Source organism: Aeromonas sp. S13(2024), from assembly GCF_041402405.1.
Classification (GTDB): Bacteria; Pseudomonadota; Gammaproteobacteria; order Enterobacterales; family Aeromonadaceae; genus Aeromonas; species Aeromonas veronii.
Genome location: NZ_JBGLRA010000001.1, coordinates 282854 through 307591 on the forward strand (window position 1 = coordinate 282854; position 24738 = coordinate 307591).

Genomic DNA, 24738 nt, shown 5'->3' on the forward strand with positions numbered 1-24738 from the left:
ACGTCACAGGCGCCATGGGGGCGCCCCGTCAGAGACTGTGCTCGGTGCGGGCGATGATATCATCTTGCGCATCGGGGGATAAGGCGGTGAAGAAGGCCGAATAGCCCGCCACCCGTACCACCAGGTCCCGGTACTGATCCGGATTGGCCTTGGCCGCCAGCAGGGTCTCGCGCGAGACGATGTTGTACTGCACGTGCCACCCCTTGTGCACCTCGAAGAAGGTGCGCAGCAGGCTCATCAGTTTGGCCTTGTCCCGCTCGTTCTCAAGGCTCGCCGGACTCAGCTTCTGGTTGAGTAACACCCCGCCGAGGATGGCCGCCGTGGGCAGCTTGCCGATGGAGTTGAACACCGCCGTCGGGCCGAGACGATCCGAACCCGACGAGGGGCTGGCCCCTTCCGCCAGCGGCGTGCGGGCATGGCGACCATCCGGGGTCGCCATGGTGGCGGCACCAAACGGCACGTTGGCGGAGATGGAGGAGGTGCCCGCATAGTAGGTACCGCCGATGGGGCCACGGCCGAAGCGGGTGTTGTGCAGCCCCTTGAGCTCGTCGATATAGCTCTGGTAAGCCTGTACCAGCAGCAGGTCTACCTCGTCCAGATCGTTGCCATATTTGGGGGCGGCGTTGGTGAGGCGCTGGCGCAGCTGCTCCCCCGCCAGCCCGGCAAAGTCTTGCTCCAGTGCGGCGGCCAGCTCTTGCTGATCCACAATCCCCTGCTCGAACACCAGTTTCTTCAGGGCCGCCAGGCTGTTACCGAGGTTGGCGATCCCCACTTGCAGACCTGAGACCCAGTCATAGACGGCGCCCCCCTCCTTGATGGTTTTGCCGCGCTCGATGCAGTCATCCACCAGGGTGCTGCAGAGGATGTCATGGGCTTGAGCCTCCAGCACGCTGTCGACCACGCAGTCGATCTCGATGGATTTGCGGGTGAAGTAGCGCACCTGCTCATCCCAGCGGGCCATCACCTCGTCAAAGTTGCCAAAGCTCCCGTCTCGCAGCGACTGGGGCTGGGGCAGGAATACCTTGCCGGTGGTGGCATCGCGGCCGCCGTCAAGGGAGGCCAGCAGGATGCGGGCGAAGTTGATAAAGCTCATGCCGGTGCAGCGATAGCCCCATTTGCCGGGCACGGCGGTCTCGATGCAGCCGATGGCGGCGTAATGGTGGGCATCCTCCACGCTTACTCCGAGCTTGATGAACTCGGGGATCACCACCTCGTCGTTGTTGAAGGCGGGCATGCCAAAGCCGCAGCGGATCACCTGAATGCAGGCGTCGAGGAAATCCTCGCTCATCCCGGCATGGTAGCGCACCGAGAGGTTGGGCTGGGTGGATCGCAGCTGGCCGCAGGACTCCAGAATCGCGTAGGAGAGGCCATTGACCGCGTCATGGGCTGCACCATCCCACCAGTTCTGGCCACCGATAGTGACGTTCTGGTAGAGCGGGCTGCCGGCGGAGGCCTTGGAGTGGGTGCCGGAGCGGATCTTGTTCACCTCCAGCAACTTGAGCCAGCACCCTTGCAGCAGTTCGATAGCGCGCGTCCGAGGCAGGGATTCCGACAATTCCACCTCGCGGCGATACCAGGGATAGAGGTACTGATCCATCCGGCCAAACGACACCGAGTGGCCGTTGGATTCGATCTGCAGGATGAGCTGGATAAAGTAGCAGAGCTGCAGCGCCTGCCAGAAGGTCTCGGGGGGCTGGTGGGCGATGTGGGCACAGTTGAGCGCAATGGTCTCAAGTTCGCTTTGGCGCTCGGGGCGCGGCTCTTGCGCGGCCATGTCACGGGCAAGGGCGGCGTAGCGCGCGATGTGAGCGCTGACCGCATCCAGAGTGATGGCGACGGCGTGCAGGAACTGCTCGCGCTGAAGATCGGCCCAATCCGCCAAATCCAGCCGACTGCGCCGCTCGGCCACCTTGGCCTTGAAGCCATCGAGCCCCAGCGTGAGCAGCTCCTCATAGTTGACCGCGAGGTGAGCATCCCCCGAGGTCATGTTGCCCTCGGCCTTGATGATGCCGCTCTCCAGCAGCGCTTTCTGCTCGTCGGTAAAGAGGCCGAAGCAGCGATCCTGCACCGTCTGGCCGCGCCAGAAGGGGGTGAGGGCGTGGATGATCTCCTTGTCGGTTTCGCTGACTGCAAAACCGGCGCCGGGACGGTCTGCCAGCTCGTCGATCTCCTTCTCAATCCAGCTCACCGTGTATTCAGGAAACAGTGGCGCCGCCCGCACCTGACTGGCCTGATTGCCGACAATAAGCTCGTCGTGCTTGATCCAGATGGAGCGCTCCTTGAGGTGATGGGCCAACGCCAGAGCGCGGCGCACCGGCAGCGGCCGGGCGAGATGAGCCTGATAGGCCTCGGTGTAGTGGCGGGCACGCTCGGTGCAGACCGGTGGCTGAACGATGTGGATCAGGCTCTCTTTGTGGGCGCGGATCCGCGGGCTGAGGGTATTGAGGTCGAGCTGGGTCATGATCTTATCCTCTGGTCACAGGGGTCAGCCCCTGACGTTGTGCGTATGCGTGGGCAAAGCTGAGTAAATCGGGGTCATCGAGCGGTGTGTCCGGCGCCTGATAGGGCAGATCCAGCAGGGCATATTTGCCCATCCCCAGGGTGTGGTAGGGGAGGAAGTGGATCTCCTGCACGGTGCCCAGGCTGGCGGCGGTGTCGGTGATGGCGCAGATCGATGTGCGGTCGGCATTGAAGCCGGGAATGAGCGGCACCCGGATCTGCATCGGCAAGCCGTGCTCGGCGAGGCGTTTGAGGTTCGCGATGGGTAGCTCCACCTTGCCGCGGGTCCAGTGGAAGAGTCGTTCTTTATCAACGTGTTTGAGATCCGCCAGTAGCAGATCCAGTGAGGGGAGGCTTGGCTCAATCTGGTGCCAGGGCACATGCAGGCAGCTCTCGACCGCCGTGTGCAGCCCTTCTGCCTTGCAGCGGGCCAGCAAAGCGGCGGCAAAGTCGGGCTGCATAAAAGGCTCGCCACCGGAGAGGGTGACGCCACCGCCGCTGCGCTCGAAGAAGGGACGGTCCCGCAGGATGGTGTCCATCAGGGTGTCCAGCGTTTCATCCCGGCCGCACACCTGCAGCGCTTCGCTTGGGCAGAGGCCGCGCAGCCGTTCCATATCGCCTACCTTGAGGGCAGAACGGCTGAGCTGGATGCCCTCGCTGTCACGCAAGATTGCCGGACAAGCCTGGCTGCATAGCTGGCATCCCTCGATGCACTGGCGCCGGTCGAGTAGTATGTCCGGCTTGGGAGAGCGGCTTTCCGGGTTTTGACACCACAGACAGGCCAGCGAGCACCCCTTGAGAAACACCAGGGTGCGAATGCCGGGGCCATCGTGAGTTGAATATCGTTGCAGGTCGAAAATCATACCGCCTCCTTTTTTTTTCATTCTATTTGCTTTCATTCGAAAGTTGATTTGATTTCGATCAAGCTATTTGCAGATGTTTTATCGCTAGAATGGCGACATATTGAACATCCCGTTAAGGAGTTAGAGATGGAGCTGTATCTCGATACCGCCGATGTGGCGGCAGTGCGTCGCTGGTCACGGATCCTGCCGTTGGCCGGTGTCACCACCAATCCTTCCATTACTGCCGCCGGGGGATTGCCGCTCTGTGAGCTGCTGCCCGCCCTGCGCGACGTGCTGGGCCCCAAGGCTCACCTGTTTGCCCAGGTGATGGCCAAAACTGAAACCGAGATGGTGCGCGAGGCATTTGCCCTGCGTGAGCTGGACCCGGATCTGGTGATCAAAATCCCTGTATGCGCAGAGGGGCTGGCGGCCATCAAGAGCCTGACCGCCAACGGTGTGCCGACTTTGGGCACCGCTGTCTATACCCCGCTGCAAGGTTGGCTGGCGGCGGTGGCGGGGGCGGAATATGTCGCGCCCTACGTTAACCGGCTGGATGCCCAAGGTGGCGATGGCATTGCCACCGTGCAGGAGTTGCAACAGCTGCTTACGCTGCACGCACCGAACAGCAAGGTGCTGGCGGCGTCATTCCGTACCCCGCGCCAGGCGCTCGACTGCCTGCTGGCCGGTTGCCAATCGATCACCTTGCCGCTCGATGTGGCGGAGCAGTTGCTGAACGTGCCAGCGGTGGATGCGGCGCTAGCGAAGTTTGATCAGGATTGGCAGCGCGCTTTCGGTCGCTGATCCCGGTGACAAGCTGATTGCCGTGATTGAGGGGGGGAGGGTGAAGAAGCGCGGGTGATGGGGATTGACCGACTAGACTGGAAAGAGGTGGCTACTTTCGCTGGCCGCCTTGCAGTCTACCGGAGGTATCCCATGAGCGACCATCTGCTACTCCCCCATGGTGAAGATTTGCGTCGTGCGGTGCTTTGGCTCAGCGAGCACCACCAGCACGATATCGCCGCCATTGAAGAGGCCAGTCTGCGTTTTGATCTCTCGCCGCTGGATGAGGAGTTTTTGATCCGGCACTGGCTCGACAGCCAGCGCCAATCATGAATATCCGAGGTGAGAGATTTAGAAGAAGTTGGCGAGGTTGATGCCAAACTCTTTGGGGTCGACTGTGTTTTCGATGCTCTCTTGCACCCCTGACTTGGCCAGATCCAGCCACTGTACCTCGAGGTAGTGACGCTGGGTGGCGTGATAGATCACCTTGACCACCGGCTTGAGCGGCTGCTGCTCGTTGCGCTGCATCACGATAGCCAGGCGCTGGTTTGAGAGCTGTACCAGCGTTCCCACCGGATAGACCCCCATGCACTTGATGAACTTGGTAACCAGTTCGGCATCAAAGTGCTGATTGATTCCCTTGAGCAGAATGCGGAAGGCCTGGGTCGGCTGCATACCTGCTTTGTAGACCCGATCCGCGGTGATGGCATCATAGACATCGACGATGCCGCTCATCCGGGTATAGAGGGAGAGCTGCTCCCCCTTGAGTCGCTGCGGGTAGCCGGAGCCATCGAGCCGCTCGTGGTGGTTGGCGGCCACCTCCAGCATGGTGGGGGTAATGCCAGGGGTATTGCTGAGGATCTCGTAACTGTGCACCACATGCTGACGCATGATGGCGAACTCCTCATCGGTCAGCTTGCCCGGTTTGTGGAGCACCTCGTCCGGAGTCATGATCTTGCCCACGTCGTGCAGCAGGCCACCCAGGGTCAGCTCCTTGAGCACGCTGCGCTCCAGTCCCAGATAGCGGCCGAAGTTGGCCAGCAGAATGGCCACGTTCATGGAGTGCTCCATCAGGTAGGCATCCTTGGCGCGAATACGGGCCAGACAGAGCATGGCATCACCGTGGGTGAACATGGTGTCGACCATCTCTTCGGCGACTTCGGCCAGCGGGGTGATGTCGATGGGTTCACCCGCTTTGAGGTGGCGAATGAACTTGCCTTGCAGCTCGCGCGCTTCCTGATAAAGGCGGCGGATTTTAAGCTCCCGCCCTTCGCCGTTGGCACTGGCACGGCGCCCTACCTGGGCGCTGTTGGCATTGAGATCGGGGGAGGTAACGGCATCACTTTCGGCACTGCCCAGCTTGCTGCGGGCCAGATCGATGCGTACCGTGAGCACCCCCTGACGCACCAGATTGGCAATTTGCGCCACGCTGGTCACCAAACCCATCTGGGCGATCTCCATCCCACCTGTCTGGCTGGCGATAGCAATGACATACATGCCGGGTTTCAGCTGGTTGACGGGAATGACGGGATAGGATGCTTGAGACTTCATGAAGGCTTCCTGACTCTTATTATTATGAGTATCGTTCGGATGGGTCACACCGGAGAAGTGTAACATCGGATGACCAGTTCGTCATAATTGGCAACCCCTTAACAGTGGCGTTGTCGCCCCCGCCCGATATAATGACGCCCCTTTACTTGTTGGACTCCGAGGTTGTGAATGCGGCTTGATAAATTTCTGTGCGATTGTTCCGATTTGACCCGCTCGCTGGCAGGCAAACTGATCCGTCAGGGTGAGGTCATGGTGGATGGCATTGTGGTCAAGCAGCCCGCCTTTCATATCAATGAGCAGAGCCAGATCGAGTTTGACGGCGTGCTGCTGACGCTGGAGCAGCGCAACCGCTATTTCATGCTGCACAAGCCGGAAGGTTACGTCTGCTCCAACGAGGATCCGGATCACCCGACCGTCTTCTTCCTGATGGATGAACCGGCGATGGGCAAGCTGCATGTAGTGGGGCGCCTCGACCTCGATACCACGGGTCTGGTGCTGGTGACCGACGACGGCCAGTGGTCCCACCGCATCACCTCGCCGCGCCACGAGTGTGCCAAGACCTATCACGTCTGGTTGGCCGATCCGGTGAGCCCGGATGCGATCGCGCTGTTCGCCGAAGGGGTCTACCTGCGTAACGAGACCGATAAAACCCGTCCTGCCCAGCTGGAAATTCTCGGCGAGTGCGAGGCCCGACTGACCATCCACGAAGGCAAGTACCATCAGGTCAAGCGGATGTTTGCCTCCATCGGCAACAAGGTCGTTGGCTTGCATCGCGAGCGGGTGGGCGGTCTGACGCTGGATGAAGAGTTGGCTCCCGGTGAATATCGTGAGCTGACCGCTGAGGAGATTGCCCTGTTCTGATCAGGGATGGTGCCGGGGGTCAGTGAGTGCTGAAACCCAGCACCAGTGCGGTGCCCAGGGTGGCAATCAGTGCACCCGCCCAGGCGGCAATGGATGGCCGCTCCCCCGAGTGCCACCACAACAGCGGCAGCAGCAGTACCGGTGTGGTGGAGGAGAGAATGGCCACCATGCCCACCTCTCCCTGCCGCAGCGCCATCAGGATCAGCGTCATCCCCAGCCCCATCGCCAGAAAACCGTTGGTGGCAATCATGGCGAGGATATGGCGATTGACCGGTTTTAGCGGCATGGCCAGCGGCAAGCGCCCCAGCCGCAGGACGCAATGGGCCAGCAGGGCACTGCCCATCCGGATACCCGATGCACTCACCGCATCCACCTCACCACTCATCATCACTGGCTTGGCGATGATGGCTCCCACGCTTTGACACAGTGCCGCCGTCAGGCCAAGGCCAATTCCCAGCGCCAGATTGCCACGGATCTGCTCCCACTCGTTGCTGCTACTGCGTCTGCCAAACAGGATCGCCAGCATCACGCCGGCAAAGACCAGCACGGCCCCCAGCAGTCGCCAGCCTGTCAGCTGTTCATTAAAGAGCCAGAGCCCAAGCAGGGCGGAAAACAGCGCATGGCAGGAGAAGAGCAGGGCACTGCGTCTTGGCCCCAACCGGTTCATGCAGGCAAACAGCGCCGTATCGCCCACGAAGATGCCGACCAGCCCCGAGATGGCGAGCAGGGGCAGGGCGCTTGCGGTGAGGGTTTGCCAGCCACCGGTGAGCAGACTCATGGTGCCGAGCATCAGGCTGACCAGAAACATGCGCCAGCGGCTGTAGGCAAATGCGCCGAGATGACGGGCCGGTTTGACCGAAATTAGCGCGGCAATTGCCCATAAACTGGCCGACGCGATGGCCAGCCACTCATAACCCATAAAAACTCCTGAAAAAATTAACCCGAAAGACTCCATCTCCCGGGCAAGCCCGATACAATACGGGGCGTTTTCGGGGATAACAAGAGCGGCATCAGGCATTCATCAGGCGCGCCGTCGGCCTTCCCCTCCTGCAGTGGTTTTATTCGAGGTTTTGTCATGAGGTATGGTTTTTTCCCCAAGCTGGCGCAACGCTGGCTCTCCCCGCTATTGCTTGCCGTGCTGGCTGGGCCCCTGGCCCATGCCACCACCGTTGAGCAGCAGCCTCTGCTTGCCGATCGGCAAACCCTGGTAAAGGGCAACGGTGCCGAGCCGGAGTCGCTGGATCCGGCGCTGGTGCGCTCCGGTTTTCCGGGGGAGGCGGTACTGGTCGATCTGTTTGAAGGGCTGGTCAGTGATGATGGGCAGGGGCATATCGTACCTGCTCAGGCACAGCGCTGGGAGGTGAGTGACGATGGGCTGGAGTGGCGTTTTTTCCTGCGCCCTCAACTGAAGTGGTCCAATGGCGAGCCGCTGGTGGCCGCTGATTTCGTCTATGCATGGCGCCGTCTGCTCGATCCGGCCATCAACTCCCCTTCTGCCGGATTGCTGCTGGCGACGGGGATCAACAATGCGCAATCCATCTATGCCGGTGCGCTGGAGCTCGGCAATCTGGGCATTGAAGCGCAAAGCGATCAGATTTTGAAAATCACCCTGGAGCGGCCGGCTCCCTATTTCCTGCAGCTCATCAGTCAGCGCCCCTTTGTGCCGGTCAATCAGAAGGCGATAGCCAAATTTGGCAAGCAGTGGACCGAGCCCGGCAAGCTGGTGAGCAATGGTGCTTATCGGTTGGCAAGCCGGACGCCTAATGAGCGGATAGAAGCCGAGCGCAATATCCACTACTGGGATGACCTTCACACCCGTATCGGACGGGTCACCTACCTGCCGATCACCTCGCAACATGCCGAACGGCTGCGCTATGAGGCTGGTGAAATCCAGCTCACCAACAAGGTCTCCCTCGGCTATTACCAGAAGATGAAGCGCGAGTCTCCGGAGCGGCTCTGGGGCTTGCCGCTGTTTGGTACCTATCTCTATGCGTTCAATCTGAAGCGCCCCGAACTGCAGGATGTGCGGGTGCGTCAGGCGCTCTCCATGGCGGTTGATCGACAGCAGCTTATTGGATCGGTGAGCGGTCAGGATGAACAGGCGGCATGGTCGCTGTTGCCGGAGATGCCGGGTTACCCCCGGGTGATATTGCCTGTGGCGCTTGAAGATATGCCAACCCGCCAGGCCAAAGCGGCAGCGTTGCTGTCAGCGGCCGGGTATAACAGTGCCAATCCACTCAAGCTGAGCATTACCTACAACAGCGCAGAAACCCACAAGCAGATGGCGATGGCCATTGCTGCCATGTGGCAGAAGCTGGGGGTGCAGGTCACCCTCAACAGTCTGGAGTGGGGCGCCTATCAGGTGGCCAAGGATAGCGGTGATTTCCAGGTGGCCAGAAGCTTCCTGTTTGGCGATTACGTGGAGCCGTCAGCCATGCTGGGCAGCTTCCGTTGTCAGGATCTGCGCAACGAGAGCGGCTACTGCAATCCCGACTTTGATCTGCTGCTGGAGCAGGCGGCCAATACGCTGGACAGCGCGAGCCGGGTTGAACTCTACCGGCATGCCGAACAGTTGCTGCTTGAGGAGGCGCCGATCCTCCCCGTGTATCATTACAATCAGATGAGACTGGTCGATCCCGCGCTGCGAGGGCTGCCCAGCCAGAATTTGAAAGGGACGATTGCCACCAAGGATCTCTATTTCAGCCCGCAGTGAGGAGCATTTCATGAAACTTGCCATCATTTCCGACCTCCACGGCAGCATCATTGCGCTGGAGCGAGTGCTGACCCAACTTGAGCCCTGGCAGCCGGATCACTATCTGCTGCTCGGCGATCTGCTCAACCATGGCCCGCGCAATCCTCTGCCGGAGGGGTATAACCCTGCTGCGGTGGCCGATCGGCTCAACGAGTTGGCTCCGCAGATCATCGCGGTGCGGGGCAATTGTGATTCCGAAGTGGATCAGATGCTGTTGCGCTTTCCCATCACAGCCCCCTACAACCAGCTGCTGGTCGATGAGCGGCGCTGGTTTGTCAGCCACGGCCATCTTTATCGCCCGGACGAGGTACAACTGCCGGAGGGCAGTCTGTTCCTGAGCGGCCACACCCATGTGCCTGTGCTGGAGTGGCAGAGGGAGCGGGTATTGATGAACCCGGGGTCGATCTGTTTCCCGCGCGGCGAGTTGCCTGCCAGTTACGGGAGCTATGAGGACGGAGTACTGCGCGTCAATGCGTGTGAGGACGGGCGAGAGTTGTTGCGACTGGTGCTTTAAAACGGAGAGCAAAAATGCAAGGCCTGATAAGAGATGTCAGGCCTTGATACCGTAGGAGCGGGTGCCAGAGCGAGTGTTGCCCTTGGCGTCATAGGTCAGGCTGTTGCGATCGCGCAGCTGACTCAGAAAAGTAGCCAGACGACGGTTTGAGACGATGCTCAATTCAAGCAATCGACCGTTGATATCATTTTGTGCCTGGCAAGCATCCAGTTTTGCACGAAGCTGCGCCATCTCGTCGGGATAGGCTGCCAGCTGCAGTGCCAGTTCCGGCATCTCTGCCAGAGTCTTGTCCAGAGTTTCTATCGCAGCAAGCAACTGCTGTTTGCGCTCGGTCAGTGCGGGCAGGGCCAGTGCCTGATGCTGTTCGAGCAAGCTGAACTCCTCTTCCAGAATGCCTTGCATCTGGCTGAGGTAATCATCTTGGGTGTGCAGTAACGAAGGTAAATCCATCATCCCAGAACTTTGTCCAGATTGGCCTCGAAACTGAACATCTTCTTGGCCACAGCGTCGCTGTTAACCTGATATTCGCCACTCGCGACGGCTTTTTTCAGCCGTTCGACCTTGCTCTCATTGCCGGTCGAGGCGGTATTGAGGTTTTGTTGCATCTTTTGCAATTGTTGCGCCTCACTGGTCAAGGAGACGGAGTCCAGCTTGACAGTAGCCGCTTTGTTTTCGGGCGATGAGGTGACTGACTTGCTGCCTGTCCCCTGGCTATTAGCGGTATTTTGCAACCGATTGTTCGCCAAGTTGTTGATATTGTTGATGGCCATTTTAGTTACCTTCGTCTGCTTTAAGGTTTGCTTACCTGTTTATCGGTGCGGCAGGTCAAAACTTTAGAAAAAAGTTGTCAAGGATCCGAATTTAAAACGTGACCGATACGGCACCCACAGCACTGACTTTACCCTCAACGGTTTTGCCGGAGCGAATATTAACGAGTTTGATGATCTCTCCGAAGCTGCCATCTTGCAAGGCTCGGGCCATGGTTTTGATCTGGAAGTTGCTGTTTTCTGCCGTCAGGGTGACCTGATCCCCTTTGCACACGACACAAACCTGGCTCAAACGGATGGGTTGCCCAGGTTTTAGCTCCCGCTTGCTGCGTACTCCGATAAGAGGGGCGGTGTCAGTCAGGTAGTCGCCGCGGATCAGGGTCTGATCCTGATAGGCCAACACCAGCTGGCTTTCACTCAGCAGGTCCCCCTTGGCGATGGGGTTGGTCACAGTGACATAGGGCTTTTGAATACTGACACGCACCGGGAGATAGATGTCCCAAGGTTTGTCTTCCTCACATTTAAGGTAAACTGTTGTATTACGGCGAATTTCCATTTTTGCTGGTAAGCTGATAGTGAGCAGATCTTCGCAGCGGGTCAGTGGGAGCCGTTCATCCAGTGTGGCAGAGGTGACCTCGGCTCTGGCATCCAACGGAATATCCAGCTGGCTATAAACGAACTCTTGTGCCTTTTCTTGCAGATAAGTAGTGACGTCCGAGGCGTAGCTGGAAGATATGCTGCCAAAAAAGAGGCTGATGAGTAAAAGTCGGTTAATCATTTTCGCTCGTTGGTCGATAAGTTGTTCACGCATATCACCATATTTAACTATGATTGCTTCAGAATCTGTTCGTTGTCACATCGATAGTCTGACGCAATCCATCACGCATGCATGATTAATGCCAAGCGTTTTTAGGGAGTGTTTATGGCCAGTATCCTGGACTCGGTCAACCAACGTACCCAGCTAGTGGGGCAAAACCGGCTGGAGTTGTTGTTGTTTCGTCTCAATGGACGTCAAAGATTTGGCATCAACGTATTCAAAGTGCGTGAAGTGTTGCAGTGTCCCCCCTTGACCGTGATGCCAAAATTGAACTCCTGCATTCGCGGGGTGGCTCATATTCGTGGCCAGACTATCTCAGTCATCGACCTCAGCATGGCGGTTGGCAAACGCCCGATAGATGATCTGAGCAAATGCTTCATTATCATCTCCGAGTACAACCGCTCTATTCAGGGTTTTCTGGTGCATTCGGTCGAGCGCATCATCAATATGAACTGGGAATCCATCCTGCCTCCGCCCAAAGGTGCGGGTCGCATCAACTACATGACAGCCGTGACTGAAGTCGACGGCGAGTTGGTCGAAATTCTTGATGTTGAACGGATATTGAACGAAATTTCGCCGGTTGCAACGGATGTGAGTGAGGAGTTGGTTCAGGCCAGTGTCGACCACCCGACTCTGGGGCGCCCTGTTCTTGTTGCGGATGACTCCTCAGTGGCACGCAAACAGGTACAACGTGCGCTTGAGGCTATCGGTGTCGAGTGCGTGTTGGCAAAAGATGGCCGCGAAGCATTGAACATGCTGCTGGAAATGACCAAAAATGGTCCTATCAAGGATCAGGTTGCGCTGGTTATTTCGGATATCGAAATGCCGGAAATGGATGGCTATACCTTCACTGCCGAGATCCGGAATAATCCCAATCTCAAGGATTTGCATGTTATTCTGCATACCTCGCTCAGTGGAGTATTCAACCAGGCAATGGTGCAGAAAGTTGGTGCGAACAATTTTATCGCCAAGTTCCAGCCTGATGAATTGGCCAAGGCCGTACAAAACGCACTCTAATAAAGAAGAACAGCTGCATGAAGACACTTTCGGACGACTTATACAAACAGTTCAGTAACTTTCTGGCGGTACAGAGCGGAATTGTGCTGGGGGATAACAAACAGTATCTGGTGAAGAGCCGTCTTTCACCTTTGATGGCTCAGTTTGGCATCGAGAGTCTGTCTGATCTGGTTACCCGTGCAATGAGTGTGCGAGAGCGTGACCTGAAAATGGCCGTGGTGGATGCCATGACGACCAACGAGACCCTCTGGTTTCGTGATACCTATCCGTTTCAGCTTCTTACTGACAAGATTTTCCCCGAGTTGGGGAAAAGTGGCCGCCCCATCAAGATCTGGTCGGCTGCATCCTCGTCAGGTCAGGAGCCCTATTCCATTGCCATGACGGCACTGGAGCAGCAGATGAAAAAGCCGGGGACCTTGCCTGGTGGCGTGCAGATTGTCGGGACGGATATTTCGACGACCATGCTCAATCAGTGTAAGGAAGGCGTTTACGATAGCCTTGCTTTGGCGCGCGGTTTGTCACCGGAGCGCAAGAAGATGTTTTTTGAGCCCTACGGTGACAACAAGATGCGGGTCGCTGAGCGAGTCAGAAAATTGACCACCTTCCGGCCACTCAACTTGCTGGAGAGTTATAGTTTGCTCGGCAAGTTTGACATTATCTTTTGCCGTAACGTGCTCATCTATTTTGCGCCGGAAGTGAAGTCGAAGATCCTCAACCAGTTTGCTGCCAGTCTCAATCCCGGTGGATATCTGATGCTGGGCGCGTCGGAGTCACTGGCCGGGTTAACAGATCGGTTCGAGATGATCCGCTGCAATCCGGGGATTGTCTACAAGGTCAAATAGGCCTGATGGCCACGATATTCAGGGTTTTACCGGATTTAACCAGTTCATACAAAGAGGGAAGCAGCGAGCTTCCCTCTTTCTTTATCTACAGCTCAGTCTTTCTATTTACCTACCATATCTCGCCATTGCAAAAGTGGTTGCAACCTTAAGGTGGCCAAATGATGCCGTCTGACTCAAGGCACGAGATGCTCCTGCCGTTTTCGGTCTGAAATGTGCTCATACCCAAACCATCGAACTGAGTGATTTGCTTATGGCACACCTCTTGCAAACAAAATAAACCAAGCAGGAGGTGTGCTATGGCTCTTTCATTTGACAAGGCATTCGGTGTGCATCAACACACCATAAGCGTTCGCGCCAAGCGTGCTGAGGTGCTTTCCAGCAATATTGCCAACGCAGATACCCCGGGCTTCAAAGCCAGGGATATCAATTTTGCTCAGGCATTGCAGGAGGCCCAGTCGCATCAGGGGTTTGGTTTGGCAACGACCAGCGAAAAGCACTTTGCCTTGAATATGGACGCCCCAGGTACCGTGCAATATCGCAACCCGCTGCAACCGGATACCGGTGACGGCAATACAGTCGATGTGCAGCAGGAGCGCAGCGAATTTCTGCGCAATAGCCTCGAGTATCAAACCTCCCTTGAATTTATGAATAGCAAAATCAGCGGCCTGCTCAAGGCCCTGAAAGGAGAGCAGTGATGAGTTTGTTCAAGGTCTTTGACATAGCAGGCTCGGCTATGAGTGCACAGTCAGTGCGCCTCAACACGGTTGCCAGCAACATGGCCAACGCGGACAGCGTCAGCTCCAGTGTGGAAAATACTTACCACGCCAGGCGGCCAGTCTTTGCCGCCCAGCTCGATCAGGCTATGTCTGACAAGCAGGGCTCGGTCGGGGTTGAGGTGAAGGGGATTGTCGAGAGCAAGGCGCCACTGCTCAAGGAGTACAACCCCAACCACCCGATGGCGGATAAAGACGGTTTTATCTTCAAACCAAACGTCAACATGGTTGAAGAGATGGCCGACATGATCAACGCCTCGCGCAGCTACCAGACCAACGTACAGGTTGCAGATTCGGCCAAAAAGATGCTGCAGCAGACGCTCCAGCTTGGCAAGTCCTGATAGGAGGGATGCAGCATGGTCGATACAACCAACAGTGCTAACGGTATAAGCCGTACCACGACCCAGACGACAGGCACTACCACGACGCCCAAGAAAGAGCTGGATCAGGCTTCCTTTCTAAAGCTGCTGACCATGCAGCTGTCGTATCAGGATCCTTTCAAGCCTGTTGATAACGCCCAGATGCTCTCCCAGATGGCATCCATGTCGACATCTGAGGGGATCAGCAGTTTGTCCACTCAGATGGGTAAGCTTAATGACCAGATGATCTCCAGCCAGGCACTGCAAGCCTCCGCATTGGTGGGACAAAATGTGCTGTTGCAGAGCAATACCGGCTATCTGGATAAGGAGGGCTCTCTCCCCGGTGTTGTGGCTGTGGGAACGACGAATAAATATTCGAGCGTCAAGGTCACCATCGAAGATGAAAAAGGCCAGGTTATCAAGGAATTCTCTCTCGAAGGGGAGCAGCGAGGTAACGTTGAAGTTGCCTGGGATGGCACAGACAAAGATGGAAAGCGGGTCAAGTCAGGTAAATATGTGATTAAGGCAAGCGGTACTCTGGATGGCAAATCTGAAAGTATTGCTGCTTATGCTTACGGCAAGGTGGATAGTGTGGCGCTGGGCAATGCGAGCAATCCGACAATGCTTAACGTGAAAGGCTTGGGTAGCACGCTGTTGAGTAGCATCTTGCAAATTTCAGGAACTAATTCAAACCAGACGGTTACACCGTCAAAAACCACGTCGACAGCATCGATCTAAGGAGCTGGATATGTCATTTAACAATGCCTTGAGCGGTGTCAACGCGGCACAAAAAGACTTGAACGTCACCGCCAACAACATTGCCAACGTTAACACCATGGGCTTTAAAGAGTCCCGTGCCGAGTTTGCGGATGTCTACGCCAACTCCATTTTTGTCAATGCCAAGACCCAGGTCGGTAACGGTGTGGCGACAGGTGCAGTTGCTCAGCAGTTCCACCAGGGGGCGCTGCAATTTACCAATAACGCACTGGATCTGGCTATTCAGGGTAACGGCTTCTTTGTGACCTCTGACGGTCTGACCAACCTGGATCGCACCTACACCCGTGCCGGTGCCTTCAAGCTCAATGAAAACAGCTATATGGTCAACAATCAGGGCCATTATCTGCAAGGTTACGAAATCAACGCCGATGGCACGCCCAAGGCGGTAAGTATCAATGCGACCAAGCCGATTCAGATACCTGACAAGGCCGGTGAACCAATCAAGACAACCAAGATTGACGCCAGTTTCAACCTGCCATCGACAGCGGCGCCCCTGCCCGCAGGTAATGCGGTGGGTGATGCCTCTACTTTTGACCCCAAAGATTCGAAAACCTACTCATCTTCTACCTCCGTGGTGATTTATGACTCATTGGGTGAGCCGCATACCATCACGCAATATTTTGTCAAAGAGGCTGACCCGGCAGATCTGACCAAACCCGCCAATCCTACAGCTTGGCGTATGTACCTCTACCAAGGTGATAAGCCTATTGATATTGTCGGTGGTGTCACACCCACTATGGCAACTGGTTTGAGTCAGGCGCCTGCTGGTGCAAGAGTGACCTTCGGGGCTGATGGCAAGATGATTACCCCGACTACACCGGCGACCATCAAGACAGAGCAATTGGGAGCCGCGCCCCCGGCAGGTGCTGGCATTATCACCAATGGTGCAGATCCCACTCAGCAGGTGGATATCAACTTCGGAACGGTTACCCAGTATGCTTCACCGTTTGAAGTCAACAAGTTGACTCAGGATGGCTCCACTGTCGGTCGTTTGACCAAGGTGGAGATCACTCCGGATGGCATCGTGTCCGCGACTTACAGTAACGCAACCACCATCAAGGTGGCTATGGTGGCAATGGCCAAGTTTGCCAACTCGCAAGGATTGACTCAGGTTGGCGATACCTCCTGGCGACAGTCTCTGCTCTCTGGCGATGCCTTGCCGGGGACGCCCAATTCGGGCACTTTCGGGACCATCAAATCATCGGCGCTGGAGCAGTCCAACGTGGATTTGACCTCGGAGCTGGTTGACCTGATCACTGCCCAGCGTAACTTCCAGGCCAACTCCCGTTCTCTGGAGGTCAACAGTTCGCTGCAGCAGACCATCCTGCAGATCCGTTAATTGTGCAATACATGATAATGAGAGGGGGCTTGGCCCCCTCTCTGTTTCTGTCGCATTCCCATCCTCCTTACCCCCATATTTCTGTTGTTGGCACTCTAATTGCATTTCTCCTGTCAGAGTCATCTGTTTGACGGAGAATTCCATGGATCACCTGCTTTATATCGCCATGTCCGGGGCCAAAGAGACCATGAACAGCCTGGCTATTCGGGGTAACAACCTCGCCAATGCCAATACCACCGGCTTCAAGTCCGATTTTGAGCAGGCCAGAAGCATGCAGGCGTTCGGAGAGGGCTTGCCAAGCCGGGTGTTTGCCATGGCTGAGCGCCCGGGTCAGAACCTGCAGCATGGCATGCTGATGACCACCGGACGGGATCTGGACGTGGCGGTGGATGGTCCTGGCTGGATTGCCGTGCAGGATCCCAAGGGCGGTGAGGCCTATACCCGCATGGGGAATTTGCAGGTCAATGCGACCGGCAACTTACAAACCTCGACCGGCCTGAATGTAGTGGATGACGGTGGTCAGCCAATCGTGTTGCCGATGCCGATGGAGAAACTCGAGATTAATCGGGATGGCACCATCAGCGGTCGACCGGAAGGGGCAGCCGCCAACTTGCCGGAAGATTTTCAGCGGATCAAGCTGGTCAACCCGGCCGCCGATGCGGTGGAGAAGGGGCAAGATGGTCTGTTTCGCCGCAAAGATGGCCAGAATGAACCCGCCTCTGCCAATGTCGGCCTGATTGCCGGCTCCCTTGAGGGGAGCAACGTCAATGTGGTGGATGAGATGACCAACCTGATCCGGCTGCAACGCCAGTTCGAAACCCAGGTCAAAATCATGAAGACGGCCGAAGAGAATGATGAAGCTCAAACCCAACTGCTGCGAATCAGCTAATCAAGGAGTTACCTATGAATCCCGCACTCTGGATCAGCAAGACCGGGTTGGATGCACAGCAGACCAATATTTCGGTCACTTCGAACAACCTGGCGAATGCCAGCACCGTGGGCTTCAAAAAGTCACGGGCCATCTTTGAAGATCTGCTGTATCAAAACATCAACCAGCCCGGTGGCCGCTCCTCTGCCGATACCGAGCTCCCCTCCGGCTTGATGCTGGGGGCGGGGGCCAAGGTGGTGGCGACCCAGAAAAACCACAGTCAGGGTAACGTACAAACCACTGACAACTCGCTCGATTTGATGATCAGTGGTCGTGGCTACTTTGAAATTCAGCTGCCGGATGGCAGTGCAGCCTATACCCGCAACGGTCAGTTCACCCTCAACGATGAAGGGACCATAGTGACCCCGGGTAATGGTTACCCGCTGCAACCGGAAATCCAGATCCCGGAAAACGCCCAGAGCGTTACGGTGGGTGAAGATGGTCAGGTCTCGGTGCAGCTCAAGGGGGATGGCGCTTCTCAGGTTGTCGGTCAGATCAACATCTCCGACTTCGTCAACGCCAGCGGCTTGCAGCCGATGGGGGAGAACATGTTTGTCGAGACCCAATCCAGCGGCGCTGCTGCGCAGGGGACTGCCGGTGCTGATGGCTTGGGGGTGATCAAGCAGGGGATGCTGGAGACTTCCAACGTCAACGTGACCGAAGAGCTGGTGAACCTCATTCAAGCTCAGCGGGTCTACGAGATGAACTCCAAGGTGCTCTCCGCCGTGGACGGCATGATGTCCTTCCTGATCCAGCGTACCTAATTAGGAGGTGCATGATGAAAGCCGTATGGATGCTGGGATTGCTGGTGCTGGGAGGGTGTAGTAGCACTCCCAATACGCCCAAGCCTGATGATCCCGAGTTTTCCCCCGTTTACGGGGAGTCGGAGCCGGTGTCGGTGCGGCCGACAGGGGCGATTTTCCAGCCAGATCAGGTCAATGGCATCTATTCGGATATCAAGGCGCACAAGGTTGGCGACATCATTACCATCGAGTTGTCAGAGTCGACCTCCGCTTCGAAAAAGGCCAATACCCAGAGTGGCAAGGACAATAAATTCAATCTGGATCCGGTCAAGCTGGGTGGCGTGCCAGTCACCGCCAGTCCCTATGATCTTTCGGCTTCCATTGGTCAGAACAGCGCGTTCAAGGGGCAGGCCAAAGCGGATCAGAGCAACAGTTTGCAGGGCAATATTTCGGTCAGCGTGGCCAAGGTGCTGCCCAACGGCAATCTGGTGGTGCGCGGCGAGAAGTGGATCATGCTCAACAATGGCAATGAATATATTCGGATCACCGGCCTTATTCGCCCGGAGGACGTGACGTCTGATAACAGCGTTTCGTCCCAGAAAGTGGCCAATGCCCGCATTTACTACGGTGGTACCGGCGATCTGGCCAATAGCCAGGAGCAAGGGTGGCTTACCAGCTTTTTCAATGGTCCCTGGTGGCCGCTCTAGGAGATGTTATGAAGTCACTCCGTCTTGTCACTCTGCTTTGCTGTCTGCTGCCCTTGGGCGTGGCCAATGCGGCCCGGATCAAGGACATCAGCTCGGTTGAAGGGGTGCGTAACAACCAGCTGATTGGTTACGGTCTGGTGGTAGGGTTGCCCGGTACTGGCGAGAAGAACAACGCCTTCACCGAGCAGACCTTCCGTACCATGCTCAACAACTTTGGCATCAAGGTGCCGGACAACATCAAGCCCAAGATCAAGGATGTGGCGCCGGTGGCGATCCATGCCGACCTGCCCCCCTTCTCCAAGCCGGGCCAGACTATCGACGTGACGGTCTCAGCCATCGGCGAGGCCAAGAGCCTGCGGGGCGGCACTCTGCTGCAAAGCTTCCTGAAAGGGCTCGATGGGCGGGTTTATGCGGTCGCCCAGGGCAGTCTGGTGGTCGGTGGTCTGGGGGCCGAGGGGGCTGATGGTTCCAAGGTAGTGATCAATACCCCGACCGTCGGGCGGATTGCCAACGGTGCGACCGTGGAGCGGGAGGTGCCCAACTCCTTCAGTCAGGGGGACACCATCACCTTCAACCTTAACCGCCCCGACTTTACTACGGCGCGCCGTCTGGCCGATGTGGTCAACGATCTGGTGGGGCCCAATACCGCTCAGGCGCTCGATGCTACCTCGGTCAAGGTCTATGCTCCGCGGGATCCGGGTCAGCGCGTCTCCTATCTCGCCACCATCGAAAATCTGGAGGTGGATCCGGCCAACGAGGCGGCCAAGATCATCGTTAACTCCCGCACTGGCACCATAGTGATCGGCAGTCAGGTCAAGCTCAAACCGGCGGCCATCAGCCACGGCGGGTTGACGGTGACCATCGCCGAAAACCAGCAGGTCTCCCAGCCCAACCCGTTGGCGGGAGGAGAGACGACGGTGACCAACAACTCGACCATCAATGTCCAGCAGGAGCCGGGGCGGATGTTCAAGTTTGATACCGGTGCGACCCTGGACGATCTGGTCCGGGCGGTCAATCAGGTTGGGGTCGCCCCGGGTGATTTGATGGCCATCCTTGAGGCGCTGCAGCAGGCAGGCGCCATCGAAGGGCAACTGGTCATATTGTAACAAGCGGCAAGTGGTTGCCACGGGTGGCAATGAGGTAAGCAAAATGGCGGAGTTTGACAGCAACAGCGGCATGAATCTCGGGATGGTACAGGACATCAAGAACCTGGACCGTCTGCGCCAGATGAGCCAAAGCAAAGAGGGACAGGCCGAAGCGCTCAAGAGTGCGTCACGCCAGTTCGAGTCAATCTTTACCCAGATGCTGTTTCAGAGCATGCGTCAGGCCAACGGGGTGTTGACTCAGGACAACCCGATGAACAGCAGCTATACCCAGTTCTATGAAGGGATGCTGGATGAGCAGCGGGTTGCCGACATGTCCAGCAAGGGGGGGCTGGGATTGGCTGACATGGTGGCCAAGCAGCTCTCTCCTGAGACCTTTACCCATCAGGATGGACGGGTGCTCAAGATGCCGCAGCGCACCGAACGGACCTACAAACCCTATCAGCCCCCCACGGCGGCGGCCGATGATTTGATCGCGGCATCAAAAGTTGGCAAAGATTTTGCTGAAAAAGAGATGACCGAGGGGGTCAAGGAGAGCCACGCACTCACTATGCCCCGTCGACCACACCGTAGTATTCCACCCATGGGGCGAATGCCCAGCGAAGAGGGCAGTGCCACCGGTAGTGGGAGCAAGGAGTTCGATACGCCGGAAGAGTTCGTTAATCGCCTGATGCCGCTGGCCAAGAAAGCGGCCGACAAGTTGGGGTTAAGCCCGGCGGTACTGGTCGCTCAGGCGGCACTGGAGAGCGGTTGGGGCAAGCGGGTGATCAAGGATGGCGAGGGGCAGGTGACCCATAACCTGTTTGGCATCAAGGCCGATCCGCGCTGGGAAGGGCCAAAGGCGGTGGTCAGCACGCTCGAGTATGAGCAAGGCGTCGCCTCCCGCCAGAAAGCGGCATTTCGCTCCTATGAGTCGTTTGAAGAGAGTTTCAACGACTACGTGGACTTCCTCACTTCCGGCTCTCGCTACAAGGGAGCCCTGGCGAAGGTGGATAGTCCTGATCGCTACTTTGAGGCGCTGCAACAGGCGGGTTATGCCACCGACCCGCACTACGCCAGAAAATTGAAACAGGTATTGCGCAGTGATGCCATTGCCCAATACAACGAGATGGAGCTGTAACGTATGGCAAGCGACCTGCTTGGGATTGGTTCATCGGGCGTGCTGGCACAGCAACGCCTGCTGCAGACCACCAGTAACAACATAGTGAACGTCAATAGCCAGGGCTATGTGCGTGAGCGTACGCTGGTGTATACCAATACCATCGGTCTGGGGACCGGTGACATCAAGACCCAGCGGGTGATCAACGACTATATGCAGGGGGAGGTGCGCCGTGATACCTCTGCCTATCATGCATCCCTGACCCATTATGAACAGCTGGCTGGTGTTGACAGCTTGCTGGGGGATACCAGCAACAGCGTGGGGGCGGCCATCACCTCCTACTTCAAGTCATTTCACTCTGCCAATGAATCGCCTGCCGAGATCGGTGGGCGCAAGGTGGTGATGACGGAGTTGAGTGGCATGGTCAACCGTTTTCATACCCTCTCGGCGCAGCTCGACAAGCAGAGCGATACCCTCAACACCCGCATTGAAGATGAAACCAAGCAGGTCAACAGCCTGCTCACCAGCATCAATGATCTTAATCAGGCCATCATCCGCACCCAGGGGTCACCCGAAGAGAACCTGATGCTGTTTGATCAGCGGGATGAGGCGATCCGCCAGCTGTCGGAGAAGATGGATATTCGCACCGTAGCCCAACCCAACGGCAGCATGCTGGTCAATATGAGTACTGGCCATTCACTGATCCTCGATGGGGGCGTCGCCCAGTTCAAGGTGATTGCAGGAGATCCTGACTCCCGGGATCAGGAGCTGCAGCTGACCCTGGGGGCGAACAAGGCAACCATTGATCACGATACGTTTGGTGGTGCCATGGGGGGGCTGTTCAAGGCGCGTACCGACCTTGAGCCGACCAAGCGCGAACTGGGGCAGCTGGCCGTGGCGATGGCCGATGCGATGAACCAGCAGAACCGCCTCGGGATGGATCTGGATAACGAAATTGGCGGTGATATCTTCACCCTGCCTACCAGCAAGGGCTTACCCTACGGCAATAACACGGGGACGGTCGGGGCGAATGTCACCTTCGTGCCGGGCAAGGGGACATCAGTGACTCCGTTTGATTACGAAGTGCAATTTAGCAGTGCTACCGGTTATGAGGTGTTCTCGCTCGACAAGTCTGGCAATCGTACCTTGATCACAGCGGGGGCTACCCCACCAACAACCTTTGAGCTGACTGGGCACGGGATCTCGATCGATCTCACCGGCACGCCGGCTGCGGGTGACAAACTGTTGCTGCAACCGACCAAAAGTGCGGCCGCCGGTCTGGGTCAGCTGATCACCCGACCGGAAGATTTGGCCCTGGCCTCTCCGCTTAAAGCGGAAAAGACCACCAATAATGGCGGCGGGGCAGATATCAAACTGGGTGGCGTATTCAATACCGGTGCAGGGTCAGGTTTTGGTACCAATAGTCTGAGCCCGACAGCGCCTCAGGTCGTCAAGATTGACGCCAACGGTAACTATCAGGTGTTTCAAGCCGATGGCACTACCCTGATTGGCACTGCCCCTGCGAGCAGCAAAGGGCAAAACCTGATGTCTGCGATCGTCAACCCTTTCCCCGCCGGAGCCGCAGTCTATGCCAACCCGAAACAGGCCCCCGGCTACGAGTTCAGCATCACCGGCACGGTGGATGCCGGTGACAGCTTCAAGCTCAGTTACAATAGCAATGGCTTTGCCGATAACAGCAATGGCCTGGTTCTGGCCGAGCTGCAAAACAAGGATCTGGTGCGCAAGAGCACCAATGGCGGGACGACCAACGACAAGATGACCTTCAATCAGGCCTATTCCGGGTTGGTGATGGAAGTGGGTAACAATACCAGTCAGGCAAAAACGCTGCTCAAGGCCAATGAGTCCAAGCTTATCCAGAGCACCGGCATCTTTGAAAGCGTGTCAGGGGTCAATCTGGAGGAGGAAGCTGCCAATCTGATCCGCTTCCAGCAATCCTATGCGGCATCGGCGCAAATCGTCAGCACGGCCAAAACCATTTTCGATACACTGCTCTCTTCCGTGAGGTAACGTCATGCGCATCACCACCAACATGATCTACGACCGGAATTTATATTCCCTCAACAGTGCCAACGAGCGGTTGAATACTGCCTATCAACAACTGCAAACCGGCAATAAATTTCAGACAGCTGGAGAAGATCCCGCAGGGATGAGTCAGAAGATGGCACTGACCAAGGAGATTGACCTGTTCAAGCAGTACAGTGTCAATGGCAGCTTGCTGGAAAACAGCCTGGGGCATGAAGAGACAGTATTGGATTCTCTTAATACGGCGATGCTCAGTGCCCAGACCCTGATCCAGAAGTCAAATAATGGCGCTATCAGCATGGATGATCGCAAGGCCATCGCCAGCGAGCTTGAAGGGTTGCAGCAGCAGATGTTCGACCTGATGAATAGCAAAAACTCATCGGGTGAATTTATATTTGGTGGCAATCAGAGCAAGACCCAGCCATATATAAAAGACGTCAACGGAAAATATATTTATCAGGGTGATCCAGGTCAGCGAAATATTCAGGTCTCACCCACAGTACAAATCGCTGCCAATGATTCCGGGCAGGATCTGTTTGAAATTGTGGCGACCAGAAGAACCGCCAGTGCAACCACCGCAAATATCAAGGTCGGGATAGGCGATCAGGGTAACTTTGATAATTTCTATAAGTCCAATTATAACTCGGCACTGCCCAGCAACACTTATACCGTCTCAACCACCATAGGTCCGCCTGATACCTATGATATCAAGGATGCCGGTGGTACTACCCTGCAAACGGGTAACTACACTGCTGGCACCAAGATCCCTTTCAATGGGTTGGAATTGACTGTCAGCTCGCCAGTGGGCAATACAGAGCAGTTTGATCTTAATCCACCGAAGAATGACAACATATTGAATGGTATGTCGGATTTTATTACGGCTCTGCGAGATCCGGCTATTTCTGCCGAGACCTTCGAGCAGAAAATAGCCGATGCCACCGTTCATATGAAAAATGCCCGCCTGAATATTGACCATGGGTTGGGTGAGTTGGGCGGCCGGATGAACAGTCTGGAACAGGCTATGGGCTCCAATGAGGGATTGAGTACCCTCAACGCCGAGGCGAGAGCCAAGGTGTCGGAAGCGGATCTTTATGAAGTGATTTCCGCTCTGTCAAAAGAGGATGCGGCATTGAGTGCCTCGCAACTCTCTTTCAGCAAAATAAGCCGTCTGACACTATTTGACTATATTCGCTAATTAAAGAAGGGCCCCTTTGGGGCCTTTTCTTTTGTCCAGACTATGAAAATTGGTTCCGTGTCATCTCCTGCCAATTGTAACAAGCTGTTGCCGTTGCCAATTTAATGGTGGTTGCGGGGTTGACCTCCCTGCGGGATTGGATAATCATGCCGCCCGCACAACAGAGTGTTGTGCGAATTATTTGCAGCATCTCGTTAGGCGAGGCTCCTGTATAAACACAGGCCACTGATCTCACGACGTCCAGAGACGCCCAAGATCAGGACAGTTTTCATCGGATTAAGGTGTAAACCCAAGTGGCTTCCGGCATGCCGGATACGTTATACAGTGCTAAAGCTGGTACGTGGGGATGATGACACGCCGAACGGCGTCATTTCCTGCCTATTACTCGTCAATCAAATTGCTGTTTTCTTGTCGTTGCCTCCGGCTATTT

25 protein-coding genes and 1 riboswitch are annotated in these 24738 nt (G+C 56.5%); of the genes, 18 read left to right on the forward strand and 7 right to left on the reverse strand.

The genetic code is table 11. From position 1 onward, the window contains the following. Positions 1-28: 28 nt before the first annotated feature. Together ACB042_RS01280 and ACB042_RS01285 are read right to left on the reverse strand one after the other, a co-directional pair. Entirely contained in the window at positions 29-2461 is a 2433-nt protein-coding gene (locus tag ACB042_RS01280) for a formate C-acetyltransferase/glycerol dehydratase family glycyl radical enzyme (protein ID WP_371177616.1), read from the reverse strand. Positions 2462-2465: 4 nt separating this feature from the next. Continuing rightward, positions 2466-3362 carry a glycyl-radical enzyme activating protein gene (locus tag ACB042_RS01285; RefSeq protein ID WP_371177617.1) on the reverse strand — a complete coding sequence of 299 codons (897 nt, stop codon included), beginning with the start codon at positions 3360-3362 and terminating at the stop codon, positions 2466-2468. A gap of 126 nt (positions 3363-3488) precedes the next feature. Between ACB042_RS01285 and fsa the strand changes: the two genes are divergently transcribed. Then, positions 3489-4142, forward strand: a complete 654-nt coding sequence (gene fsa, locus ACB042_RS01290) for a fructose-6-phosphate aldolase (RefSeq protein WP_371177618.1) — start codon at positions 3489-3491, stop codon at positions 4140-4142. 132 nt (positions 4143-4274) lie between these two features. Then, positions 4275-4454, forward strand: coding sequence for a hypothetical protein (locus tag ACB042_RS01295; RefSeq protein WP_005344504.1), 180 nt, complete (start codon positions 4275-4277; stop codon positions 4452-4454). Between the two features lie 18 nt (positions 4455-4472). Here ACB042_RS01295 and ACB042_RS01300 read toward each other — a convergent pair whose 3' ends face one another. After that, the gene (locus ACB042_RS01300) at positions 4473-5672 is read right to left on the reverse strand and encodes an HD-GYP domain-containing protein (protein ID WP_019446125.1); all 1200 of its coding nucleotides are present in this window, start codon (positions 5670-5672) and stop codon (positions 4473-4475) included. Between the two features lie 168 nt (positions 5673-5840). Here ACB042_RS01300 and rsuA point away from each other — a divergent pair, with 168 nt between their 5' ends. Then, positions 5841-6533: a 16S rRNA pseudouridine(516) synthase RsuA gene (gene rsuA, locus ACB042_RS01305; protein ID WP_021231067.1), complete on the forward strand. Its 693-nt coding sequence runs from the start codon at positions 5841-5843 to the stop codon at positions 6531-6533. A gap of 19 nt (positions 6534-6552) precedes the next feature. On the opposite strand, the gene ACB042_RS01310 is transcribed toward rsuA, so the two are convergent. After that, entirely contained in the window at positions 6553-7452 is a 900-nt protein-coding gene (locus ACB042_RS01310; RefSeq protein WP_371177619.1) for a DMT family transporter, read from the reverse strand. Between the two features lie 156 nt (positions 7453-7608). On the opposite strand from ACB042_RS01310, the gene ACB042_RS01315 reads away from it, so the two are divergent. After that, entirely contained in the window at positions 7609-9246 is a 1638-nt protein-coding gene (locus ACB042_RS01315) for a peptide ABC transporter substrate-binding protein (protein ID WP_371177620.1), read from the forward strand. Positions 9247-9256: 10 nt separating this feature from the next. After that, positions 9257-9799 carry a phosphodiesterase gene (gene yfcE, locus ACB042_RS01320; RefSeq protein WP_371177621.1) on the forward strand — a complete coding sequence of 181 codons (543 nt, stop codon included), beginning with the start codon at positions 9257-9259 and terminating at the stop codon, positions 9797-9799. 36 nt (positions 9800-9835) lie between these two features. Here yfcE and ACB042_RS01325 read toward each other — a convergent pair whose 3' ends face one another. The 3 genes from ACB042_RS01325 to flgA all read right to left on the reverse strand — a co-directional run bounded on the left by ACB042_RS01325 (position 9836) and on the right by flgA (position 11344). Continuing rightward, positions 9836-10252, reverse strand: coding sequence for a flagella synthesis protein FlgN (locus tag ACB042_RS01325; protein ID WP_040066163.1), 417 nt, complete (start codon positions 10250-10252; stop codon positions 9836-9838). Next, a complete protein-coding gene (gene flgM / locus ACB042_RS01330; protein ID WP_005334177.1) occupies positions 10249-10569 on the reverse strand; it encodes a flagellar biosynthesis anti-sigma factor FlgM in 321 nt (106 codons plus the stop codon). Before flgM ends, ACB042_RS01325 begins: the two co-directional genes overlap by 4 nt. A gap of 91 nt (positions 10570-10660) precedes the next feature. Then, entirely contained in the window at positions 10661-11344 is a 684-nt protein-coding gene (gene flgA / locus ACB042_RS01335; RefSeq protein ID WP_167572525.1) for a flagellar basal body P-ring formation chaperone FlgA, read from the reverse strand. Positions 11345-11488: 144 nt separating this feature from the next. Between flgA and ACB042_RS01340 the strand changes: the two genes are divergently transcribed. The 13 genes from ACB042_RS01340 (at position 11489) to flgL (ending at position 24308) form a co-directional block, all read left to right on the forward strand. Further along, entirely contained in the window at positions 11489-12400 is a 912-nt protein-coding gene (locus ACB042_RS01340; protein WP_005334174.1) for a chemotaxis protein CheV, read from the forward strand. Positions 12401-12417: 17 nt separating this feature from the next. Beyond that, on the forward strand, positions 12418-13242 hold the full coding sequence (locus tag ACB042_RS01345) for a protein-glutamate O-methyltransferase CheR (protein ID WP_005350656.1): 825 nt from the start codon (positions 12418-12420) through the stop codon (positions 13240-13242). A 296-nt stretch (positions 13243-13538) separates the two neighbouring features. Next, on the forward strand, positions 13539-13937 hold the full coding sequence (gene flgB, locus ACB042_RS01350) for a flagellar basal body rod protein FlgB (RefSeq protein ID WP_005334169.1): 399 nt from the start codon (positions 13539-13541) through the stop codon (positions 13935-13937). Continuing rightward, positions 13937-14356 (forward strand): flagellar basal body rod protein FlgC, encoded by a 420-nt coding sequence (gene flgC, locus ACB042_RS01355; protein WP_005350658.1) that lies wholly within the window; start codon positions 13937-13939, stop codon positions 14354-14356. Before flgB ends, flgC begins: the two co-directional genes overlap by 1 nt. 15 nt (positions 14357-14371) lie before the next feature. Beyond that, on the forward strand, positions 14372-15112 hold the full coding sequence (locus ACB042_RS01360) for a flagellar hook assembly protein FlgD (protein WP_019446133.1): 741 nt from the start codon (positions 14372-14374) through the stop codon (positions 15110-15112). Between the two features lie 10 nt (positions 15113-15122). After that, positions 15123-16490, forward strand: coding sequence for a flagellar hook protein FlgE (flgE, locus tag ACB042_RS01365; protein WP_100654063.1), 1368 nt, complete (start codon positions 15123-15125; stop codon positions 16488-16490). A 142-nt stretch (positions 16491-16632) separates the two neighbouring features. Next, on the forward strand, positions 16633-17379 hold the full coding sequence (flgF, locus tag ACB042_RS01370) for a flagellar basal-body rod protein FlgF (RefSeq protein ID WP_371177622.1): 747 nt from the start codon (positions 16633-16635) through the stop codon (positions 17377-17379). Between the two features lie 14 nt (positions 17380-17393). Beyond that, complete coding sequence (gene flgG / locus ACB042_RS01375; protein ID WP_005334158.1) at positions 17394-18182, forward strand: flagellar basal-body rod protein FlgG; 789 nt, start codon at positions 17394-17396, stop codon at positions 18180-18182. Positions 18183-18196: 14 nt separating this feature from the next. Beyond that, complete coding sequence (gene flgH / locus ACB042_RS01380; protein ID WP_005334152.1) at positions 18197-18868, forward strand: flagellar basal body L-ring protein FlgH; 672 nt, start codon at positions 18197-18199, stop codon at positions 18866-18868. A gap of 8 nt (positions 18869-18876) precedes the next feature. Continuing rightward, positions 18877-19974, forward strand: coding sequence for a flagellar basal body P-ring protein FlgI (locus tag ACB042_RS01385; protein ID WP_005350664.1), 1098 nt, complete (start codon positions 18877-18879; stop codon positions 19972-19974). 43 nt (positions 19975-20017) lie between these two features. After that, positions 20018-21091, forward strand: coding sequence for a flagellar assembly peptidoglycan hydrolase FlgJ (gene flgJ, locus ACB042_RS01390; RefSeq protein ID WP_371177623.1), 1074 nt, complete (start codon positions 20018-20020; stop codon positions 21089-21091). A gap of 3 nt (positions 21092-21094) precedes the next feature. Continuing rightward, positions 21095-23098, forward strand: coding sequence for a flagellar basal body rod C-terminal domain-containing protein (locus ACB042_RS01395; protein WP_371177624.1), 2004 nt, complete (start codon positions 21095-21097; stop codon positions 23096-23098). A gap of 4 nt (positions 23099-23102) precedes the next feature. Further along, positions 23103-24308 (forward strand): flagellar hook-associated protein FlgL, encoded by a 1206-nt coding sequence (gene flgL / locus ACB042_RS01400; RefSeq protein ID WP_216951169.1) that lies wholly within the window; start codon positions 23103-23105, stop codon positions 24306-24308. A 183-nt stretch (positions 24309-24491) separates the two neighbouring features. Continuing rightward, positions 24492-24661, forward strand: a riboswitch (M-box (ykoK) riboswitch). Positions 24662-24738: the final 77 nt, after the last annotated feature.

Coding starts and splice junctions, on each gene's coding strand:
- ACB042_RS01285 (WP_371177617.1), bottom strand. CDS start 3,362: ATGATTTTCGACCTGCAACGATATTCAACTCACGATGGCCCCGGCATT.
- flgB (WP_005334169.1), top strand. CDS start 13,539: ATGGCTCTTTCATTTGACAAGGCATTCGGTGTGCATCAACACACCATA.
- ACB042_RS01280 (WP_371177616.1), bottom strand. CDS start 2,461: ATGACCCAGCTCGACCTCAATACCCTCAGCCCGCGGATCCGCGCCCAC.
- flgG (WP_005334158.1), top strand. CDS start 17,394: ATGAATCCCGCACTCTGGATCAGCAAGACCGGGTTGGATGCACAGCAG.
- ACB042_RS01325 (WP_040066163.1), bottom strand. CDS start 10,252: ATGATGGATTTACCTTCGTTACTGCACACCCAAGATGATTACCTCAGC.
- fsa (WP_371177618.1), top strand. CDS start 3,489: ATGGAGCTGTATCTCGATACCGCCGATGTGGCGGCAGTGCGTCGCTGG.
- ACB042_RS01295 (WP_005344504.1), top strand. CDS start 4,275: ATGAGCGACCATCTGCTACTCCCCCATGGTGAAGATTTGCGTCGTGCG.
- ACB042_RS01315 (WP_371177620.1), top strand. CDS start 7,609: ATGAGGTATGGTTTTTTCCCCAAGCTGGCGCAACGCTGGCTCTCCCCG.
- ACB042_RS01385 (WP_005350664.1), top strand. CDS start 18,877: ATGAAGTCACTCCGTCTTGTCACTCTGCTTTGCTGTCTGCTGCCCTTG.
- ACB042_RS01395 (WP_371177624.1), top strand. CDS start 21,095: ATGGCAAGCGACCTGCTTGGGATTGGTTCATCGGGCGTGCTGGCACAG.
- ACB042_RS01300 (WP_019446125.1), bottom strand. CDS start 5,672: ATGAAGTCTCAAGCATCCTATCCCGTCATTCCCGTCAACCAGCTGAAA.
- flgE (WP_100654063.1), top strand. CDS start 15,123: ATGTCATTTAACAATGCCTTGAGCGGTGTCAACGCGGCACAAAAAGAC.
- flgM (WP_005334177.1), bottom strand. CDS start 10,569: ATGGCCATCAACAATATCAACAACTTGGCGAACAATCGGTTGCAAAAT.
- flgL (WP_216951169.1), top strand. CDS start 23,103: ATGCGCATCACCACCAACATGATCTACGACCGGAATTTATATTCCCTC.
- flgH (WP_005334152.1), top strand. CDS start 18,197: ATGAAAGCCGTATGGATGCTGGGATTGCTGGTGCTGGGAGGGTGTAGT.
- ACB042_RS01345 (WP_005350656.1), top strand. CDS start 12,418: ATGAAGACACTTTCGGACGACTTATACAAACAGTTCAGTAACTTTCTG.
- flgC (WP_005350658.1), top strand. CDS start 13,937: ATGAGTTTGTTCAAGGTCTTTGACATAGCAGGCTCGGCTATGAGTGCA.
- flgF (WP_371177622.1), top strand. CDS start 16,633: ATGGATCACCTGCTTTATATCGCCATGTCCGGGGCCAAAGAGACCATG.
- flgJ (WP_371177623.1), top strand. CDS start 20,018: ATGGCGGAGTTTGACAGCAACAGCGGCATGAATCTCGGGATGGTACAG.
- ACB042_RS01340 (WP_005334174.1), top strand. CDS start 11,489: ATGGCCAGTATCCTGGACTCGGTCAACCAACGTACCCAGCTAGTGGGG.
- ACB042_RS01310 (WP_371177619.1), bottom strand. CDS start 7,452: ATGGGTTATGAGTGGCTGGCCATCGCGTCGGCCAGTTTATGGGCAATT.
- rsuA (WP_021231067.1), top strand. CDS start 5,841: ATGCGGCTTGATAAATTTCTGTGCGATTGTTCCGATTTGACCCGCTCG.
- ACB042_RS01360 (WP_019446133.1), top strand. CDS start 14,372: ATGGTCGATACAACCAACAGTGCTAACGGTATAAGCCGTACCACGACC.
- flgA (WP_167572525.1), bottom strand. CDS start 11,344: ATGATTAACCGACTTTTACTCATCAGCCTCTTTTTTGGCAGCATATCT.
- yfcE (WP_371177621.1), top strand. CDS start 9,257: ATGAAACTTGCCATCATTTCCGACCTCCACGGCAGCATCATTGCGCTG.